This is a genomic window from Zavarzinia marina (assembly GCF_021568905.1).
Lineage (GTDB): Bacteria > Pseudomonadota > Alphaproteobacteria > Zavarziniales > Zavarziniaceae > Zavarzinia > Zavarzinia marina.
This window is the reverse complement of record NZ_JAKGSB010000003.1, coordinates 442512-460291: the sequence shown is the minus strand read 5'-3', so window position 1 is coordinate 460291 and position 17780 is coordinate 442512. Positions and strand designations below refer to the sequence as shown.

The window sequence follows — 17780 nt, the reverse complement described above, 5'->3', positions numbered from 1 at the left end:
GTCAACGTCAACGCGGCGAATGCTTGGCCAGGATGCGCTGCAGGGTGCGGCGGTGCATGTTCAGGCGGCGCGCCGTCTCGGAGACATTGCGCTCGCACAGTTCATAGACCCGGTTGATGTGTTCCCAGCGCACCCGGTCCGCCGACATCGGCCGTTCCGGCGGCGCCGGCAACTCGTCGCCCGAGGCCTGGAGCGCGGCGTCGATATCGTCGGCATCGGCGGGTTTCGCCAGATAGTCGAGGGCGCCGGCCTTCACCGCCGCGACGGCGGTGGCGATATTGCCGTAGCCGGTCAGCATGACGATGCGGGCGTCCGGATTAGTCTCGCGCACGGCCGCCACCACGTCGAGGCCATTGCCGTCGGCGAGGCGGAGATCGCAGACCGCATAGCGCGGCGGCTGGCCGCGGGCGGCGGCAATGCCGGCGGCCACCGAGCCCGCGGTGGTCACGGCATAGCCGCGCTTGGTCAGCGCACGCGCCAGACGCTCGCGCAGAATGTCGTCGTCGTCGACCAGCAGCAGGGTCTTGCCGGGATCGACGGACGGGGCCGGTGTCGTTTCCATTCTACTTCATCTCCCGACCGTCAACGGTCACGGCGGCGGCACCGCCGCCTGCCGCTTCACCTATGTCCAATATGCCCCTGGGCCAACGAATGGCAACCTCCGCGCCGCGATCGACCCGGTTGAAGAAGCCGATTCGGCCGCCCGAATGCTCGATCAGGGTCTTGGCGATGAAGACGCCGAGGCCCAGCCCCTCGCCCTTTCGGGTCGTCACATAGGGCTCGCCCAGCGATTCGAGGACTTCGGCGGAAAAGCCCGGCCCGTCGTCGCCCACCACCACCACCACTTCGTCCGCATCCCAGTCGATGGTGATGGTCACCTGTTCGGCGGCGAAACGCATGGCGTTCTCCACCAGATTGCCGAGACCGTGGATGATCTCCGGGGCGCGATGCACCAGGGGTTCCGGGCCGTCGCCCGCCGCCTCGATCTCGAAGCGCGGGCCGATGCGCAGATGCGGCGCCGCCGCCGCCTCCACGAGGGTGGTGAGCGGCAGGACCGAGAAAATCGTGTCGCGCATGTCCTCCGGCCGGCGCGAGAGTTGGGACAGGATCTCGCGGCAGCGCGCGGTCTGGGAACGCAGGATGGCCAGATCCTCGCCATGGGGGCCGTCGCCCAATTCATCCGCCAGTTCGCGGGTGACGACGGCGATGGTGGCGAGCGGCGTGCCCAGCTCATGGGCGGCGGCCGCCGCCAGGGCGCCGAGGGCGGACAATTGCTGTTCCTTGGCGAGCGCGTCGCGCGTCGCGCTCACCGCGCTCGCCAGGCGCCGCGCCTCCGCCGCCACGCGCCAAGCATAGGTGATGATGAAGCCCATGCCGAGGGCAAGGCTGGTCCAGATCCCGACCATGTAGACCGGGTCGAGATCGAAGGGCTCGCCCCGCCAGGGCAGCGGCAGATGGAAGACCGACAGCAGGGTGACGCAGGCGAGGGCCAGCGCGCCGAGGCCGATGGTGAGCCCGAGATCGAGGATCGTCGCCGAGATCGTCACCGGCACCAGGATCAGGAACGAGAAGGGATTCTGCAGCCCGCCGGTCAGATAGAGCAGCGCCGCGAGCTGGAGCACGTCATAGGCGAGATAGAGCCCGGCCTCGCGATCCGACAGGCGCTTGGTCACCGGATAGGCGAAATGCAGGACGATATTGAGCAGGACCGAGGCCGCGATCGGGATCAGCAGCGCCGGCATCGCGACCGGAAAGCCGAGCACGGCCGCGACCACGACCAGCGCCCCCACCTGCCCGGCCACCGCCAGCCAGCGCAGCAGCATCAGGGTGCGAAGCCGCAGCGGCGCGCCCGCCGCCGCCTTGGTCAGGGAAGCGGCCGGGTGATCCATCTCGTCGAACCGCGCGGGCAGCGGTAATCCTTCCGCCATGGCCGCCTAGGCTCCCCGGCCGGGCCGGTTCACGCCTTCGCCTTGGCGTCGAAGGCGGCGCGCTGTTCCGGCGTCGCCTCGCGCTGGAAGCGCGCCTTCCATTCGCCGTAGGGCATGCCGTAGACGGCTTCCCGCGCCTCGTCCTTGCTCAGGTCGACGCCCTGATCGTCGGCCGCGTCCTTCAGCCAGTTCGAGAGACAATTGCGGCAGAAGCCGGCCAGATTCATCATGTCGATGTTCTGAACGTCCGTCCGCTCGCGCAGGTGGCCTACGAGACGGCGAAAGGCGGCGGCTTCGAGTGCCGTTCTGGTGGCTTCGTCCATTTTCGACTCCTTGTGTCCCTGAACCGAGAGACTTGGTTAACTTTTGCCCACGAAGATGACGCCATGCAACCGGTCGTCGCGATCAAATGAACGGGACCGCAAACCGGCGGGACCGGCCCCGAAATCCAGCGCTGCAACAGATGATGCGGCGCCTGACGCTGTTCGCGCTTCTCGTCTGCGCCCTCTTCGCCACCCATCTCACCATCACCCTCGGCGACCGGCTGGAGACGTCGCGCACCGACACGGTGATCGGCGCCTCCATCCTGGGCGACTGGACGGCGCGCAATTTCGAGGCGGTCGACGGCATCATCGGCGCCGCCGCCTCCCTTCTCGGCGACCGCCTGTCGCCATCGGACCTGGTCGACGCGCTGGAAAAGCGCGCGACCATCAGTCCCAGCGTCATCGCGCTCGCGGTCTATGACGCCGAAGGGCGGCGGATCGCCTCCACCGGTCGGGGCCTGATCCTGCCCGCCGACTTGAGCCGGGCCGACTGGCGGGAGCCGCCGTCGACGCCCGAAGCGGGCTATCCCGCCATCGGCCGTCCCGTCGCGACCGAGGACGGCCGCACGGTGATCCCGGTCGCCCACCGCCTCGCCGGGGGCGAATTGGTGGTCGGCGCCCTGGACCCGCACTATTTCGCCCAGGTCTATCAATCCGTCCTGCGGCGCCAGACCTCGGTCGTCACCCTGGTCGACGACCGGGGCACCGTGCTGGCCCGGACAAACCCCCGGGGCATCGCCATCGGCGACATCCTCGACGGCGGCGGCATCGGCGCCATCGACGAGGGCCTGGACGGCGACGCCCGCTTCGTCGGCGAGGCGCCCCTGTCGCGCCTCGGCCTCACGCTCTATCTCACCGCCTCGCGCGGGACCTCGATCGCACGCTGGTGGCGCGAGGAAGTCTATTTCGTCGCGCTTTTCGCGATGATCCTGCTGCTCATGACGGTCGGCGGCTTCGCCTTCTATCGTCAACTGCGGGACAGCGAGAACAAGAAACAGGCGCTCCGCGTCGCTCACCGTCTGGCGGAAGCGGCGAGCGTCAGCAAGTCGCGCTTCCTCGCGATGATGAGCCATGAATTGCGGACCCCCATGGCCGGCATGCTCGGCACCATCGACCTGCTGCGCCAGAGCACCCTCGACCGCCGCCAGGGCAAATATCTGGGCGTGCTCGACACTTCGGCCCATGCCCTTCTCGACGTGCTGAACGACGTGCTCGATTTCTCCAAGATCGAGTCCGAGGCGATCGTCATGGAGACCGTGCCCTTCGATCCGCGGGAGACGGTGAAATCCGCGGTCGACCTCTATCGCGCGCGCTGCGAGGAAAAGAGCATCGTGCTGTCCCTGGTGATCGACGACGACGTGCCGATACGGCTGTGCGGCGATCCCGCGCGGCTGCGCCAGATCCTCATCAATCTCGTCTCCAATGCGGTGAAATTCACCGAGAGCGGCGAGATCCACGTCCATGTCGCCGTGCGGGGGGGCGATCCGCAGGTCCTGCGCTTCTCGGTCCGCGACACCGGCATCGGCATGTCCAGCACCACCCAGCACATGCTGTTCGAACCCTTCGTGCAGGCCGATGCCTCGACCTCGCGGCGCTTCGGCGGCACCGGTCTCGGCCTCGCCATCTGCAAGCGCCTGGTCCAGGCCATGGGCGGCGAGATCGGCCTGACCAGCGCGCTCGGCAACGGCAGCCGCTTCTGGTTCACGGCACGGTTCGCCACCGTGCCCGACGAGGTCGCGAAGACGATGGCGGCGGCGGACGGCGGACAGCGCCGGCCCGGCGAGGCCTTCGCGGAACGCCCCCGCGTCCTGGTGGCGGAGGACAACGAGATCAACCGCTTCCTGGTGCGCGAGCAATTGACCCGCCGGGGCTTCGACGTCGTCGTGGTCGAGAACGGCTGGCGCGCGGTCGAGGAACGGCGGCGCCAGAGTTTCGACCTCGTTCTGCTCGACATGCGCATGCCGGTCATGGACGGGCCGAGCGCGCTCGCCCAGATGCGCGAGGACGCGGGCGAGGCCCTGCCCCCCGTGGTGGCCCTGACCGCCGACGTGCTGAGCAGCGAGGTGGAGCAATATACCAGGGCCGGCTTCGACCAGGTGATGACCAAGCCGGTCGACTGGGACGCGCTGGAGGAAACATTGCTCCGCCTGCACGCGGCCAATCGCGGCAAGTCACCGCAGAAACCCCGCCTGGTGGTGACGGACGGGCGCGTGACCCTGCCGGCCGACCTGCGTCAGCTCAGCGCCAGCGATCCCCAGTTCGACCGCCGCGAGATCGAGGAGTTGCGCGCGGTGATGGACGAATCCGCGATCGACGAACTCGTCGCCTCCTTCCGCGCCACCCTCGACGTCGAGGGGGCGAAGCTGCATCGCTTCACCCTGGCGGGCGACGCCCTGCAACTGCGCGAGACCGCCCATGCGATTCAGGGCATGGCCTCGCAACTGGGAGCCCACGGCATCGCCAATGTCGCCCGCAGCATCCGCCTCGACGGCCCCGGCGCGCTGACCCCGGCGGAGGCCGCGAGCCGGCTGGACCTGTTCGATCTCGTGGTTCAGGCGACGCTCGCCCAGATCGACGACCTCAAAGACCGAGGCGCCGCCTGACCTCCGCCGCGACGCGCGGCATCTCGTCGAGGGGTGCATAGCCGAAGGCCGGGAACGCCCCCTCGAACCAGCGCACGTAGCCGTCCGCCACCAGATCCTCGACGAACCGGCCGAGCCGGCGCGAACGCCCGGGCAGGCGCGCGACATGGACCGGCTTGCCGGTGAGCAGCGCCTCCGAAATCATCGAGACCGAATCGGCCGTGATCACCAGATGGTCGGCCAGGCCGAGCAGGCCGAAATAGGGATTGTCGCCCTTGCCGTCCCAGATGAAGCGCGGCCGCGCGCCCAGCGCCGCGCGCATGGCCTCCAGCGCGGCCGGCGCCGTGCGCCGGGACGGCGTCACCGCGAGCCCGGCCCCCGCCGCTTCCGCCGCCTTCGCGAGACCGGCGCCGAGATCCGCCGCCGCCCGCGCATCCAGCCGATAGCGCCGGTTCGAGCCGCCCATCAGCACGCCGACCAGGGGCCGGGGCAGATGGGCGAAACGGTCGCGCCAGAAATCCGCCCCCTCGGCGATCTTGGCCGGCGTGACCCGGTGCAGCCCGGCCCGCGTCTCGACCACGTTGTCGCCCGACAGACGGTCGTGGCGGGGCACCACCACGACGTCGAACAGACGAAGCGGCATCTTGGGATTCTGCAGATGGACGAGGCGGCAATGCCCGCCGCTGGCGCGCCTGATCGCGACCGCCAGGGGGGCGGCGACATTGCCGGTCGAGATCACGAGATCGGGCCAGGGCGGTGCCAGGGGATCGCTGTCGGCCGTCGGCGCGCTGAGCGGCACGGGCCACAGCCGGCCGGGCAGCCAGTCCCAGGGCCGGCGCACGCGCACCCGCTTCACCACATGGGGCAGACCCATGGCCTCGGCAAGGCCGACGACCTGGGTCTCCATGCCGGCGTAGCCTTCGCTGAGGCACCAGACGGAATCGACCATGGACATGCCCTAGACTGCGCCGCGTTGAGAATCCGGCGGCAAGGGTAGCGAGCCCCTCTCGCCGCACAAGCCTGCATTTCCCGATCCCGATAGGCGGCGTCGGGCGGCTTCGCTATAAGGGCACATGACCGCGCCCGCCCTTTCCCTCCGCCCGCCGGCCCCGCGCTGGGCCCTGCCCGCCCTGGTGCTGGGGGCCGTCGCCATCGGCTTTTCGCCGATCTTCGTCAGGCTGTCGGAACTGGGGCCGCTGGCCACCGCCTTCTGGCGCGTCGCGCTCGCCGTTCCGCTGTTCCATCTCTGGGCCGTCGCCGCCGGCCGGCGGAGCGGCGGCCATGCGCGCCTCGACCGGGCGGCGCGCTGGCGCCTCGTCCTCGCCGGGCTGCTGTTCACCGGCGATCTCGCGACCTGGCACTGGTCGATCCATCTGACCAATGTCGCCAATTCGACCCTGTTCGCCAATTTCGCGCCGATCTTCGTCGTCGTCGGCGCCTGGCTGCTGTTCGGCGAACGCCCGCGCGCGATCTTCCTCGCCGGCCTGGTGCTGACCTTCGCCGGCGCCGCCTGCCTGGTCGGCGCCAGTTTCACCGTCAGTACGGACCATGTCCTGGGCGACGGTCTCGCGATGATCACGGCCGTCTTCTTCGGCAGCTATCTGGTCGCGGTGAAGGACCTGCGCAACCGGATCGACGCCGCGCGCCTGATGCTGTGGTCGAGCGTCGTCACCGCCGCCGCCCTGCTGGCGATCGCGCTCCTGGCCGGCGAGCGGATCCTGCCGGACAGTCTCTACGGCTGGCTGATCCTCTTCGCCATCGCCTGGATCAGTCAGGCGGCGGGCCAGGGTCTGATCGCCGAAGCCATGGGCCATCTGCCCGCCGGCTTCTCCTCCCTCGTCATCCTGGTGGAGCCGCTGGCGGCCGCCCTGCTCGGCTGGATCATGCTGGGCGAAGCACTGGGTCCGATCCAGGCTCTCGGCGCCATCCTGGTCATGGCCGGCATCCTGATCGCGCGCCGGGGTACCTGACGGGGCGGGGATGGACATCCGCGACCAGCTCTTCGCCGCCGCCCTTGGCGCCGCCGATGCCGGCGCCGCCACGCTCCGCCATCTGCCGCCACGCCCGCGCGGGCGAACCGTGGTGGTCGGCGCCGGCAAGGCGGCGGGGGCCATGGCCGCCGCCCTCGACGGCGCCTGGCACGGGCCGCTGTCGGGCCTGGTCGTCACACGCCACGGCCACGGCATGCCGGCCGGGCGGATCGCCGTCGTCGAAGCCGGCCATCCCCTGCCCGACGATGCCGGCGAAGCGGCGGCGCGGCGGGTCCTGCAGGCGGTCCGGAGCCTCGGGCCCGACGATCTGGTGATCGCGCTGATCTCGGGCGGCGGTTCCGCCCTGCTGGCCCTGCCGGCGCCGGGCCTGTCCCTGGCCGACAAGCAGGCGGTGAACCGCGCCCTGTTGCGCGCCGGCGCCCCGATCGGCCAGATCAACGTGGTGCGAAAGCACCTCTCCGCCATCAAGGGCGGGCGCCTCGCCCTGGCGGCGGCGCCCGCCCCCGTCGTCACCCTGGCGGTCTCCGACGTGCCGGGGGACGATCCCGCCGTGATCGCCTCCGGCCCCACCGTGCCCGACCCGTCCACCCTGGCGGAGGCCCGCGCCGTGCTCGCGCGCTGGGACATAGCGGTGCCACCGGCCGTCGTCCGCCACCTGAACGATCCCGCCTCTGAAACCCCGAAGCCGGGCGACGGCCGCTTCGGCGCCCTCGATCTCGCCACCGTCCTCCGGCCCGCCGACATGCTGGCCGCCGCCGCGAGGGCGGCCAGCGCCGCCGGCTTTCGCGTCGTCGACCTCGGCGACCGGGTGGAGGGGGAGGCCCGCGAGGTCGCGGAGGATCATGCCCGCCTCGCGCTGGCGACGCGGGGCCCCGCCGTCATCCTGTCGGGCGGCGAACTCACGGTCACGGTCGGCGGCGACGGTCTCGGCGGTCCCAGCAAGGAATATCTGCTGGCGCTCGCCATCGCCCTCGACGGCGCGCCGGGCGTGACCGCGCTCGCCTGCGACAGCGACGGCATCGACGGCGCCTCCAACGATGCCGGGGCGCGCATCGGTCCGGACACGCTGGCCCGGGCGCGCGCCCTCGGTCTCGATCCCGCCGCCATGCTGGCGCGGAACGAGAGCCGCGGCTTCTTCGAAGCCCTGGGCGACCTGGTGACGACCGGGCCGACGCGCACGAATCTGAATGATTTCAGGGTTCTCGCCGTAACTTGACGGTCATCCTTTGGCCATGGTGCGGGACCTGGGCCGGCGCTAGATTACGCGCCATGACCCGATACCGGAATCGCCGCGCGCGAATCATCGCCACCCTCGGCCCCGCCTCTTCCGACAAGGCGACGATCCGCGCCCTGTTCGATGCCGGCGCCGACGTCTTCCGCCTGAACATGAGCCACGGCGACCACGAGGATGCCCGCGCCCGCCATGCCGCGATCCGCGAGGTCGAGGCGGAGGTCGGCCGCCCCATCGGCATCCTGGCCGATCTCCAGGGCCCGAAGCTGCGCATCGGCCGTTTCGCCCAGGGCAGCGTCGAGGTCCGGCCCGGCCATGTCATCGCCCTCGACATGGACGAGACCCCGGGGGACGACAGCCGGGTCTGCCTGCCCCATCCCGAAATCTTCGCGGCCATGGTGCCCGGCACCGAACTGCTGCTGGACGACGGCCGCGTGAAGCTCGCGATCGACAGCGTGAGTGACGGCAAGCGGGCCGTCGCCCATGTGATCGAGGGCCGGCGCCTGTCGGACCGCAAGGGCGTGAACGTACCGAACGCCATCCTGCCGCTGGCCGCCATGACGCCGAAGGACCTGCGCGATCTCGATTTCGTGCTCGGCCTCGGGGTCGACTGGGTCGCGCTGTCCTTCGTCCAGCGGGCCGAGGACGTGACGGAACTGAAGGCGATCGTGCAGGGGCGCGCCGGCGTCCTCGCCAAGATCGAGAAGCCGTCGGCGGTGGAACGCATCGACGACATCCTGGCCGAGGCCGACGCCATCATGGTGGCGCGCGGCGACCTGGGCGTCGAACTGCCGCTTGAGACCGTGCCCGGCATCCAGAAGCGCCTGACCGCCAAGGCCCGCGCCGCCGGCAAGCCCGTCGTGGTCGCCACCCAGATGCTGGAAAGCATGGTGACCGCCCCGGTTCCGACGCGGGCCGAGGTCTCGGACGTCGCCACCGCCGTCTACGACGGCGCCGATGCCGTGATGCTGTCGGCGGAGTCCGCCGCCGGCGGCTATCCGCTGGAAGCGGTCGCGACCATGAGCCGGATCGCCGATCAGGCGGAGAACGACATCGTCTACGACGACCTGATCCACGCCCAGATCCAGGCCGCGGGCGAAAGCATCGCCGACGCCATCTCCGCCGCCGCCTGCCAGGTCGCCGGCACGGTCGCGGCCTCCTGCATCGTCAGCTTCACCTCGAGCGGGGCGACGGCGCTCCGCGTCGCGCGCAAGCGCCCGGACACGGACATCCTGGTGCTGACCCCGGTGCTGGCGACGGCGCGGCGCCTGACTCTGGCCTGGGGCCTGCATTGCGTCGTGACCGAGGACGTCTCCTCCTTCGCGGAAATGGTCCAGCGCGCCGGCAACAATGCCGTCGAGCATGAATTCGCCAGGCCGGGCGACCGCATCGTGATCACCGCCGGCGTGCCCTTCGGCACCTCCGGCGCCACCAACATCCTGCGCGTCGCCACCGCCCCGGAACCCGGGCAGCGCACGGTCTGAGACCGAGCACTTCTCACCCGTCATCCCGGCGAAGGCCGGGACGACGCACTTGTGGTCGATCAATGCAGCGCGATACCCTCGGGCGTGGGGCCGCCGGTCGCCCAGTCCAGCAGTTCGACCGTATGGACCGCCGGCAGGGTGCCATGGGCCGCGATCTGGGTCAGGCAGCCGATATTGCCGGCGGCGACGAGGCCGGCGCCGGTCGCCGCCAGGGCCGCCGCCTTGTCGCGGCCGAGGGGGGCGGACAGGGCCGGCTGCAGCATGTTGTAGGTGCCGGCCGAACCGCAGCACAGATGGGCGTCGCGCGGCTCCCGCACCTCGAAGCCGACCTGGGCGAGAAGCCGCTTCGGCGCCGTCACGCGCTGGCCGTGGCGCAGTGAACAGGCATCGTGATAGGCGATCGCGCGGCCCGTCGCGCGGCCGTCCGGCCGAAGGTCCAGGCCGTCCAACACCTCGCTGACGTCCCGCGCCAGCGACGCCAGGCGTGCCGCCGCCGCCGCGCGCGCGGGGTCGTCCTTCAGCAGGTGGCCGTAATCCTTCACCGTCGTGCCGCAGCCCGAGACGGTGACGATCACCGCGTCCAATTCGCCGAGCCGGGGGGCCAGCGCATCGACGAGACGGGCCGCCGTCGCCCGCGCCGTGTCGACCTTGCCCATGTGAAGCGGCAGCGCGCCGCAGCAGCCGGCATCGGGCGGCACCAGAACCTCGATCCCGTGCCGGGTGAGGAGACGGACAGCCGCCGCATCGACACTCGGGCGGAGCACCGGCTGGATGCAGCCGATCACCAGGGCGACGCGGCCCTTGCGCGGACCGAGCGCCGGGTGAACCTGACCGGGCGCGACCGCCGTCGGCCCGGGCGCCCGCGCCGGCACCAGCCGGCCCATGGCGCCGAGGCGCCCGGGCAGGCGGCGGACGACCGGTGCCGCCAGCCGGCCCAGCGCCATGGCGAGGCGAAAGCGCCGCCGCCCGGGCAGCGCCAACGCGATCAGGCTGCGCAGGATACGGTCCACGACGGCGCGTGGCGCGGTCCTTTCGACATGGGCCTTGCCGTGTTCCACCAGCCGGCCGTAGTCGACGCCCGAGGGGCAGGTGGTCATGCAGTTGAGGCAGCCGAGGCAGCGATCCAGATGGTCGCGCGCGACGTCGTCCGCCGGCAGGTCGGCCTCGAACATTTCCTTCATCAGATAGATCCGCCCGCGCGGCCCGTCCAACTCGTCCCCGGTCTCGCGATAGGTGGGACAGGTGGCGGTGCAGAAACCGCAGTGGACGCATTTCCGCAGGATCGAGTCGATTTCCGCGATCGCCGGATCGGCCAGTTGCTGAAGCGTGAAACTGGTTCTCATGCCGGGCCCATCTTGCCGGGATTGAGGATGCCGGCGGGGTCGAAGGCGGCGCGAAGGCTGCGCTCGATGGCGCCGACGCCGGCGGCCGGCGGCTCGAACACCGGCACGCGCGCCTTGACCGTCAGGGGCGCGCGAAACAGCAGCGCATGGCCGCCCGCCGCGCGTGCCGCCGCCCGCACCGTCTCCGCCGCCGCGTCGGCGCCGGCGGGCACCGCCAGCCACAGCCGCGCCCCGGCCCAATCGGCGAACCAGCGAAGCCCGGGCAGCGCCGCCGTCAGGTCCATCGCGACGCCGCAGCCCGCCGCCGGCGGCAATGACAGGCGCCACAGCGCCCGTTCGCCATCGGGCAGCAGGCCGGCGACGTCGCGCACCGCCGCCCAGGTGTCGTCGGAATCCGGGCCTTCGATCGCCTCGACCGGGGCCGCCGTGCCGACCAGGCGCTGGAGATCCGCCAGGCGTTCGGGCAGGGCCGACGCCGGCCCCTCGAAGCGGACGAGCAGGGCCGCCGCCGCCAGGGGATGGCGCTCGCGCACCGCGACCTCGGCCGGCAGATAGGCGATCGCGACGGGTTCCAGCCCGCTGCCCGCGATCCGCTGCATCAGGTGTCCCGCTTCCGCTGGCGCGATGTCGAGAAGGGCCGCCGTCACCGTGCCCGGCGGCCGCCCGCCGAGGCGGAGCGTGAGGCGGGTCATCACGGCGAGCGTGCCGAAGGAGCCGGCCAGCAGCTTGGGCAGATCGTAGCCGGTCACATTCTTGACGACCCGGCCGCCGGCCTTGAACACCTCGCCCCTTCCGCTCACGGCCTCGATGCCGAGGAGGTGGTCGCGCGCCGCGCCGGCGCGGGGACGGGCGGGGCCGGCCAGATTGGCGGCGACGGCGCCGCCGATGGTGCCGAGGCCCGGCGCCTCGCCGAACAGGGGCCCGGTGTCGGGCGGATCGAAGGCGAGGCGCTGGCCTGAATCCGTCAGCACCGCGTCGAGTTCCGCGAGTGGGGTGGCGGGGCCGAGGGTGATGATCTGTTCCCCCGGTTCGTAACTCTCGATGCCGGCGAAGGCGCCGAGATCGAGGACGGCATCCGCCGTCACCGGATGGCCGAGGCCGGCGCGCGTGCCCGCCCCGATCACGTTGAGACGGTGGCCGCGCGCGGTACAGTCGGCGACGATGGCCGCGACATCGGCGGTACTGCGCGGCGCGAGGCGTTCCATGTCTCTCCTCCCCTCAGAACCGGGGCAGATCCGCGAAGCGGAGCTTGCCGCCCGAGACCTTGAGCCGGCCCAGTTCGACACAGGCGTGAAGCACGGGGAAGACCTTGCCGGGATTGAGCAGGCCCTTCGGATCGAAGGCGCATTTCAGGCGTTGCTGAACCGCGAGGTCGGTGTCGTCGAACATTTCGCCCATCAGGTCGCGTTTCTCGATGCCGACCCCGTGTTCGCCCGTCAGCACGCCGCCGACGGCGACGCAGGTGCGCAGGATGTCGGCGCCGAAGGCTTCGGCGCGGGCCAGTTCGTCGTCGACATTCGCGTCATAGAGGATCAGGGGATGCAGATTGCCGTCGCCGGCATGAAAGACATTGGCGCAGCGAAGCCCGTAGTCGGCGGAGAGGGAGGCGATGCGGCCCAGAACCTCCGGCAGGCGGGCGCGCGGGATGGTGCCGTCCATGCACAGATAGTCGGGCGAGATGCGCCCCACCGCCGGGAAGGCGGCCTTGCGCCCGGCCCAGAAGCCAAGGCGTTCCGCCGCGTCGCGGGTGCGCTTCTGGCTGGTCGCGCCGTGATCGGCGAGGATGGCGGAGACGCGGTCCATCTGCGCCTCGACCTCGCCGGCCGGGCCGTCCAACTCGACGATCAGCAGGGCGGCGGCATCGCGCGGATAGCCGGGGGCGCAGAAATCCTCCGCCGCGTTGATCGCCAGATTGTCCATCATCTCGATCCCGGCGGGCACGATACCGGCGCCGACGATGGCGGCGACCGCCTCCCCCGCCGCCTCGACCGTGGCGAAGCCGGCCAGCAGGGCGCCGATCCCCTGGGGCGCCGGGGTCAGGCGCACCGTGACCTCGGTCACGACGCCAAGCAGCCCTTCGGAGCCGGTGACGACGCCGAGAAGGTCGTAACCCGGCGCATCCAGGGTCTTGCCGCCGCCGATGCGCGCCACCGTGCCGTCCATCAGGACGATTTCGAGACCGAGCAGATTGTGGGTGGTCAGGCCGTATTTCAGGCAATGCACGCCGCCTGAATTCTCCGCCACATTGCCGCCGATGGTGCAGGCGATCTGGCTGGAGGGATCCGGGGCATAGAAGAAGCCGTCCGCCTCCACCGCCTTGGTCAGGGCCAGATTGGTGACGCCGGGCTGGGCGGTGATGCAGCGGTTGTCGAGATCGATGTCGAGGATGCGGTTGAAGCGTGCCAGCGACAGCACGATACCGTCCGCCAGCGGCAGGGCGCCGCCCGAGAGCGAGGTGCCGGCGCCGCGCGGCACCACCCTGACGCCCCGTTCGAGACAGGCGCGGAGCACGCGCGCGACCTCCTCGGTGGTGCGGGGCAGGACGACGGCCAGCGGGCGCTGGACATAGGCGGTCAGGGCGTCGCATTCATAGGCGGCGAGCGCCGAATCGGCCCCGATCACGGCATCCGCCGGCAACAGCCGGGCGAGATGGGCGAGAAGGTCGGCCCTGCCCTCGATCACCGCGCCGTCCGGAACCGGCATCGTCAGACTCATGCGCGCTTCCCTCCCGGTTCCGGCTCCCCGGGTCTAGGATGGCATTTCGTCCCGCTGTTGCAAGCCTGCGACGGCAAGGCTGGGATGCTTGGGATACATTCAATCCGGTGACAATGCAGGCGGCGGTAGAGTGTGGATTATGCAGCTATATGCCGTCATGAAATCCGAAACCGCCTCGCCTTCCCGTATCCGGCGTCTCTTGCAGCCTTTCCGCGGGAAAGGTGCTGCCGCACTCGTCGTCTGCGCGGCACTGGCGGGCGTGCTGCCGGCGGCCGGCACGCGGGCGGAGACCCTGGTCGTGGCCGGCCGGCCGCTGGAACTGGCGCCGCCCTTCGGCTTCTGCCGCCTGTCGCCCGAGATCGCGGCGGAAGAGGCGCTGATCGACGCCCTGGCCAAGGTCGAGGAAGACCGCCTGCGCCCCGCCCTCAGCTTCGCCGATTGCCAGGAGCTGGACGAATGGCGCCGCGGCCTGCGCCACGATATTTCCCGCCTGGGCCAGATCGGCGCCCTGCTCGGCGCCGATGGCGAGCCCCTGGTGATCTCGGCCCCGGGGCGCTTCATCGAGGATCTGCGGCCACTCTATCCCGCCCATGCGGCGGCGGAGATCGCGGCCCGCCTGCCCCAGGACGCGCTCCTGCTGGAAGGACCCGGCTATCTGGTCCATGCCCGTGTCGACAGCGGCAGGAGCGGTGCTCCCCTCCTCCACCTCGCCGGCCTGTCGGTGATCGGGGGGGTACCGCTCGAGGTCAGCGTCTTCCTGCCGGCCACGGGCCATGTCGAGACCGACGGCCAGCGCCTGGCCGAGGCGGGCGGCATGGTGGCCGCCAGCGTCGGCGAGATTCAGGTGGTGAACGACATTTTCGCGGATGTGGAGGCGACGCCGGCCGGCAGTCAGACGGCCGTGCTCAATCTGCTGACCATGGTGGCCGGCGGCTTCGGCCTGTTCGGCCTGCTCGCCATCCGCTCGCTCTGGCTCCTGCTGCGCGCGCCCCGGCGCCAGATCGACGCCGGGTGATCCGTCAGATCGCGTGGCCGCAGCCCAGCATCGCGCGTTCCGCCGTCTCCTGGCGGCCGACACCCCCCTCGAAGGCGCCCCGGCGGGCGCCCAGCTTCTGCCACACCCGCTCGTGAAAGAAGAACACCACCGTGTTCACCGCCGGTTCGACCAGCGCGACCCCGGTGGCGATCTGCACCGAGCCGGTGAAGGCGTAGGTCACCGCGAACCCGACACTGAAATGCAGCATCGCGAAAGTCGCCGTCTTCGCCAGATCCTTTGCCATGGTCGTGCTCCGCATCGTCCAATCAGTCGATATTGAGAATTATTATCAATTTAAATAGGCGCGTGCAAGCGGCTTTCAAGGCGTCATCGGCAAAAATCGGCGGGCGGTGTTCCACCCCTCACCCGCCCCTCTCTCCAAAGGGACGAGAGCGTTATGGCGCGCGTGATGAACGCCCTCGCCCCGCTTGCGGGGAGAGGGTCGGGGTGACGGGAAATCGGTGGGGCGGCGAGGAGACGCCTGTCAGGCCTCGTCGGGCATACGGGCCCAGAGGTCGTATTCGCCCGCTTCCTCGATGATCACATCGACCATCTCGCCGGGGCGGAGACGGCGGAGCGGCTCCTCAATGATGACGTTGCCGTCGATCTCCGGGGCATCGGCATGGGAGCGGCAGATGACGCCGTCCTCATTGTCGATCTCGTCGACGATCACCGTCATCCGGCGGCCGATCTTCTCGTCCAGCTTTTCCATGGAAATCTGCTGCTGCAGCGCCATGAAGCGGTTCCAGCGCTCTTCCTTCACCGGTTCCGGCACCGCGTCGGGAAGGTCGTTGGCGGGCGCGCCGTCGACCGGTTCGTAGCGGAAGCAGCCGACCCGATCGAGCCGGGCCTCGCGCAGGAAGCCGAGGAGTTCCTCGAAATCCTCCTCCGTCTCGCCGGGAAAGCCGACGATGAAGGTGGAGCGGATGGCGATATCGGGCACGTCGCGGCGCCAGGCGGCGAGGCGGTTCAGCACCTTCTCCTGATTGCCGGGCCGGCGCATGGCCTTCAGCACCCTGGGCGAGGCGTGCTGGAACGGGATGTCGAGATAGGGCAGCACCTTGCCCTCGGCCATCAGCGGGATGACGTCGTCGACATGGGGATAGGGATAGACGTAGTGGAGCCGCACCCAGGCCCCCAATTCGCCGAGCGCCGCCGCCAGATCGGTCATATGGGCCCGGCGTTCCCGCCCGCGCCATTCGGCGCCCCTGTGGCGCAGGTCGACGCCATAGGCCGAGGTGTCCTGGCTGATGACGAGGAGTTCGCGCACGCCGCCGTTCACCAGGTTCTCCGCCTCGCGCAGCACCTCGTCCACCGGGCGCGAGACGAGATCGCCGCGCAGATGGGGAATGATGCAGAAGGAACAGCGGTGATTGCAGCCTTCCGAAATCTTCAGATAGGCATAATGGCGCGGCGTCAGCTTCACGCCCGCCGCCGGCACCAGATCGACGAAGGGATCGTGACGCGGCGGCACCACGTCGTGCACCGCCTTCATCACCTGTTCGTAGCGATGCGGCCCGGTCACCGCCAGCACGCTCGGATATTGGTCCAGGATCAGGTCGGGCGTCGCTCCCAGACAGCCGGTGACGATGACCTTGCCGTTCTCGCTGAGCGCCTCGCCGATCGCTTCCAGCGATTCGGCGCGGGCCGAATCCAGGAAGCCGCAGGTGTTGACCACCACCACGTCCGCGCCGTCGTAATCGGGGCTGATCTCATAGCCCTCGGCCTTGAGCTGGGTGATGATGCGCTCGGAATCCACCAGCGCCTTCGGGCAGCCGAGGGAGACGAGGCCGACCTTGGGACCGGCCCCCGGCTTTTGCTTGGCGAATTCGGCGATGTTCGACATGGGGTGACTTCTTGGGAATGACGTCTCGGATCGGATATCCGCGCCTTTATCGGCCGGCGCGATCACTTCCGCAAGGACGGCGTCAGCCGGCGGCCATTTCCTGAAGCCGGCGTCAGCCGGCGGCTTCCGGCACGGCCAGATCTACCGCATAGGAAAAGGCCCGCGTCTCGCCCGGCGCCAGGTGGAGGAGACCCGGCTTGTCGGTGAATTCGCCGTCGAAACCGATCGGGCTGGCGAAGCCCGCCCAGGGCTCGATGCAGAGGTAGCCGGCGCCGGGCTTCATCCAGAGCCCCAACTGGCGAAAGCCGCCCCAGGCGACGCGGATCGCGCGGCCGGGCCCGGCGAAGACGAGTCCCTTGCTGACGGGCGCGTCGAGGATCAGGGCATCAGCCTCGAACAGGGCGTCGTCGAGATCGAGGCGGCGGCCGCGGATCGGGGTCTCGAAGAGGTCCGGCATGACGAGACCGCCGTCGAGCCGGCGCACCGGCGCCGTCTCCTCCTGATCGAAGGTCAGCCAATACCCGGTCTTCGCCGCGGCGGGGTCGAGCGGCCAACGAAAGGCCGGATGGGCGCCCACGCTGGCGGGCAGCACCTCGTCGCCCGGATTGGTGACTTCATAGGTAACATGCAGGCCCGCCGCGTCCAGCCGGTGGACGATGTCGAGCCGAAAGGCGAAGGGATAGCGGGCCCTTGTCTCCGCGTCGTCCTCGAGGCGAAGTCGGCACTCCGATTCGCCCTGCGCCACGACCGCGAATTCGCGGTCCCGGGCAAAGCCGTGCTGGCGCATGGGATAGGAACGGCCCCGATGGACGAGGCGGTCGCCGGCCAGACGGCCGACGATGGGAAAGAGATTGGGGGCGTGCCGTGGCCAGGGATCGATGGCGGGCCAGAGAAGATCGCCGGCGGCCTCATGGCCCAGTTCGGACAACTCTGCCCCGAAGGGCTTTACCGCGGCGCGCCAGTCGCCATATGCGATCCGGATCATTCATCCCCCGCTGGCATTCGCCGCCGGCATCGGTCCTCGAGCGCCGCCCGGCGCCCCGATGCCGCCCCTGGGCGCCACTCGGCGCCCGGATGCCGCTCAGTCCTTGCGGCCCCCTTCGATGCAACGAAGGGCGGCACGCAGGCGCCGGCGGTCGCGGCGCTCGACGGCACCGCAATCGCAGCACTCTTCACCAAGAGCCGTGGTGGTCGGCCCGCTCATGGGGCATACGTGGAACCAGCCCGATTCGATGGAACCGCTACCGAACTTTTTCCCGACAGTCGAAATTCCGCGCACCACAGACCCCTCCGCAGTACCT

At 70.4% G+C, this 17780-nt stretch carries 15 protein-coding genes; 5 read left to right on the top strand and 10 right to left on the bottom strand.

From position 1 onward, the window contains the following. Positions 1-7: 7 nt before the first annotated feature. From L2U69_RS11030 to L2U69_RS11020, 3 genes are read right to left on the bottom strand one after another with little or no spacing between them, the layout of a single operon-like run. Positions 8-562: an ActR/PrrA/RegA family redox response regulator transcription factor gene (locus tag L2U69_RS11030; RefSeq protein WP_236106857.1), complete on the bottom strand. Its 555-nt coding sequence runs from the start codon at positions 560-562 to the stop codon at positions 8-10. A 1-nt stretch (position 563) separates the two neighbouring features. Then, positions 564-1928, bottom strand: coding sequence for an ActS/PrrB/RegB family redox-sensitive histidine kinase (locus L2U69_RS11025; protein ID WP_236106856.1), 1365 nt, complete (start codon positions 1926-1928; stop codon positions 564-566). 29 nt (positions 1929-1957) lie between these two features. After that, a complete protein-coding gene (locus tag L2U69_RS11020; RefSeq protein WP_236106855.1) occupies positions 1958-2251 on the bottom strand; it encodes a DUF1244 domain-containing protein in 294 nt (97 codons plus the stop codon). A 140-nt stretch (positions 2252-2391) separates the two neighbouring features. On the opposite strand from L2U69_RS11020, the gene L2U69_RS11015 reads away from it, so the two are divergent. After that, a complete protein-coding gene (locus L2U69_RS11015; RefSeq protein ID WP_236106854.1) occupies positions 2392-4854 on the top strand; it encodes a hybrid sensor histidine kinase/response regulator in 2463 nt (820 codons plus the stop codon). Here the strand turns inward: L2U69_RS11015 and L2U69_RS11010 are convergent. Further along, positions 4832-5782: a mitochondrial fission ELM1 family protein gene (locus L2U69_RS11010; RefSeq protein WP_236106853.1), complete on the bottom strand. Its 951-nt coding sequence runs from the start codon at positions 5780-5782 to the stop codon at positions 4832-4834. The genes L2U69_RS11015 and L2U69_RS11010 overlap by 23 nt on opposite strands. 124 nt (positions 5783-5906) lie before the next feature. On the opposite strand from L2U69_RS11010, the gene L2U69_RS11005 reads away from it, so the two are divergent. From L2U69_RS11005 to pyk, 3 genes are read left to right on the top strand one after another with little or no spacing between them, the layout of a single operon-like run. Then, positions 5907-6803: a DMT family transporter gene (locus L2U69_RS11005; RefSeq protein WP_236106852.1), complete on the top strand. Its 897-nt coding sequence runs from the start codon at positions 5907-5909 to the stop codon at positions 6801-6803. Between the two features lie 10 nt (positions 6804-6813). Then, positions 6814-8040: a glycerate kinase type-2 family protein gene (locus L2U69_RS11000; protein WP_236106851.1), complete on the top strand. Its 1227-nt coding sequence runs from the start codon at positions 6814-6816 to the stop codon at positions 8038-8040. A 53-nt stretch (positions 8041-8093) separates the two neighbouring features. Beyond that, positions 8094-9539, top strand: a complete 1446-nt coding sequence (gene pyk / locus L2U69_RS10995; RefSeq protein WP_236106850.1) for a pyruvate kinase — start codon at positions 8094-8096, stop codon at positions 9537-9539. Positions 9540-9598: 59 nt separating this feature from the next. On the opposite strand, the gene glcF is transcribed toward pyk, so the two are convergent. Genes glcF through L2U69_RS10980 form a run of 3 tightly spaced genes read right to left on the bottom strand, consistent with a single transcriptional unit; the run spans position 9599 to position 13591 of the window. Next, complete coding sequence (gene glcF, locus L2U69_RS10990) at positions 9599-10882, bottom strand: glycolate oxidase subunit GlcF (RefSeq protein WP_236106849.1); 1284 nt, start codon at positions 10880-10882, stop codon at positions 9599-9601. Then, the gene (locus L2U69_RS10985; RefSeq protein ID WP_236106848.1) at positions 10879-12087 is read right to left on the bottom strand and encodes an FAD-binding protein; all 1209 of its coding nucleotides are present in this window, start codon (positions 12085-12087) and stop codon (positions 10879-10881) included. Before L2U69_RS10985 ends, glcF begins: the two co-directional genes overlap by 4 nt. 13 nt (positions 12088-12100) lie before the next feature. Next, positions 12101-13591: an FAD-linked oxidase C-terminal domain-containing protein gene (locus L2U69_RS10980; protein ID WP_236106900.1), complete on the bottom strand. Its 1491-nt coding sequence runs from the start codon at positions 13589-13591 to the stop codon at positions 12101-12103. 205 nt (positions 13592-13796) lie between these two features. Between L2U69_RS10980 and L2U69_RS10975 the strand changes: the two genes are divergently transcribed. Beyond that, the gene (locus L2U69_RS10975) at positions 13797-14612 is read left to right on the top strand and encodes a hypothetical protein (protein WP_236106847.1); all 816 of its coding nucleotides are present in this window, start codon (positions 13797-13799) and stop codon (positions 14610-14612) included. Positions 14613-14616: 4 nt separating this feature from the next. Here the strand turns inward: L2U69_RS10975 and L2U69_RS10970 are convergent, their stop codons facing one another. From L2U69_RS10970 to L2U69_RS10960, 3 genes are all read right to left on the bottom strand, one after another. Then, positions 14617-14877 (bottom strand): DUF2061 domain-containing protein, encoded by a 261-nt coding sequence (locus L2U69_RS10970; RefSeq protein ID WP_236106846.1) that lies wholly within the window; start codon positions 14875-14877, stop codon positions 14617-14619. A gap of 240 nt (positions 14878-15117) precedes the next feature. Further along, the gene (rimO, locus tag L2U69_RS10965) at positions 15118-16479 is read right to left on the bottom strand and encodes a 30S ribosomal protein S12 methylthiotransferase RimO (protein ID WP_236106845.1); all 1362 of its coding nucleotides are present in this window, start codon (positions 16477-16479) and stop codon (positions 15118-15120) included. Positions 16480-16591: 112 nt separating this feature from the next. Further along, positions 16592-17464 (bottom strand): aldose 1-epimerase family protein, encoded by an 873-nt coding sequence (locus L2U69_RS10960; RefSeq protein ID WP_236106844.1) that lies wholly within the window; start codon positions 17462-17464, stop codon positions 16592-16594. Between the last annotated feature and the right edge of the window lie 316 nt (positions 17465-17780).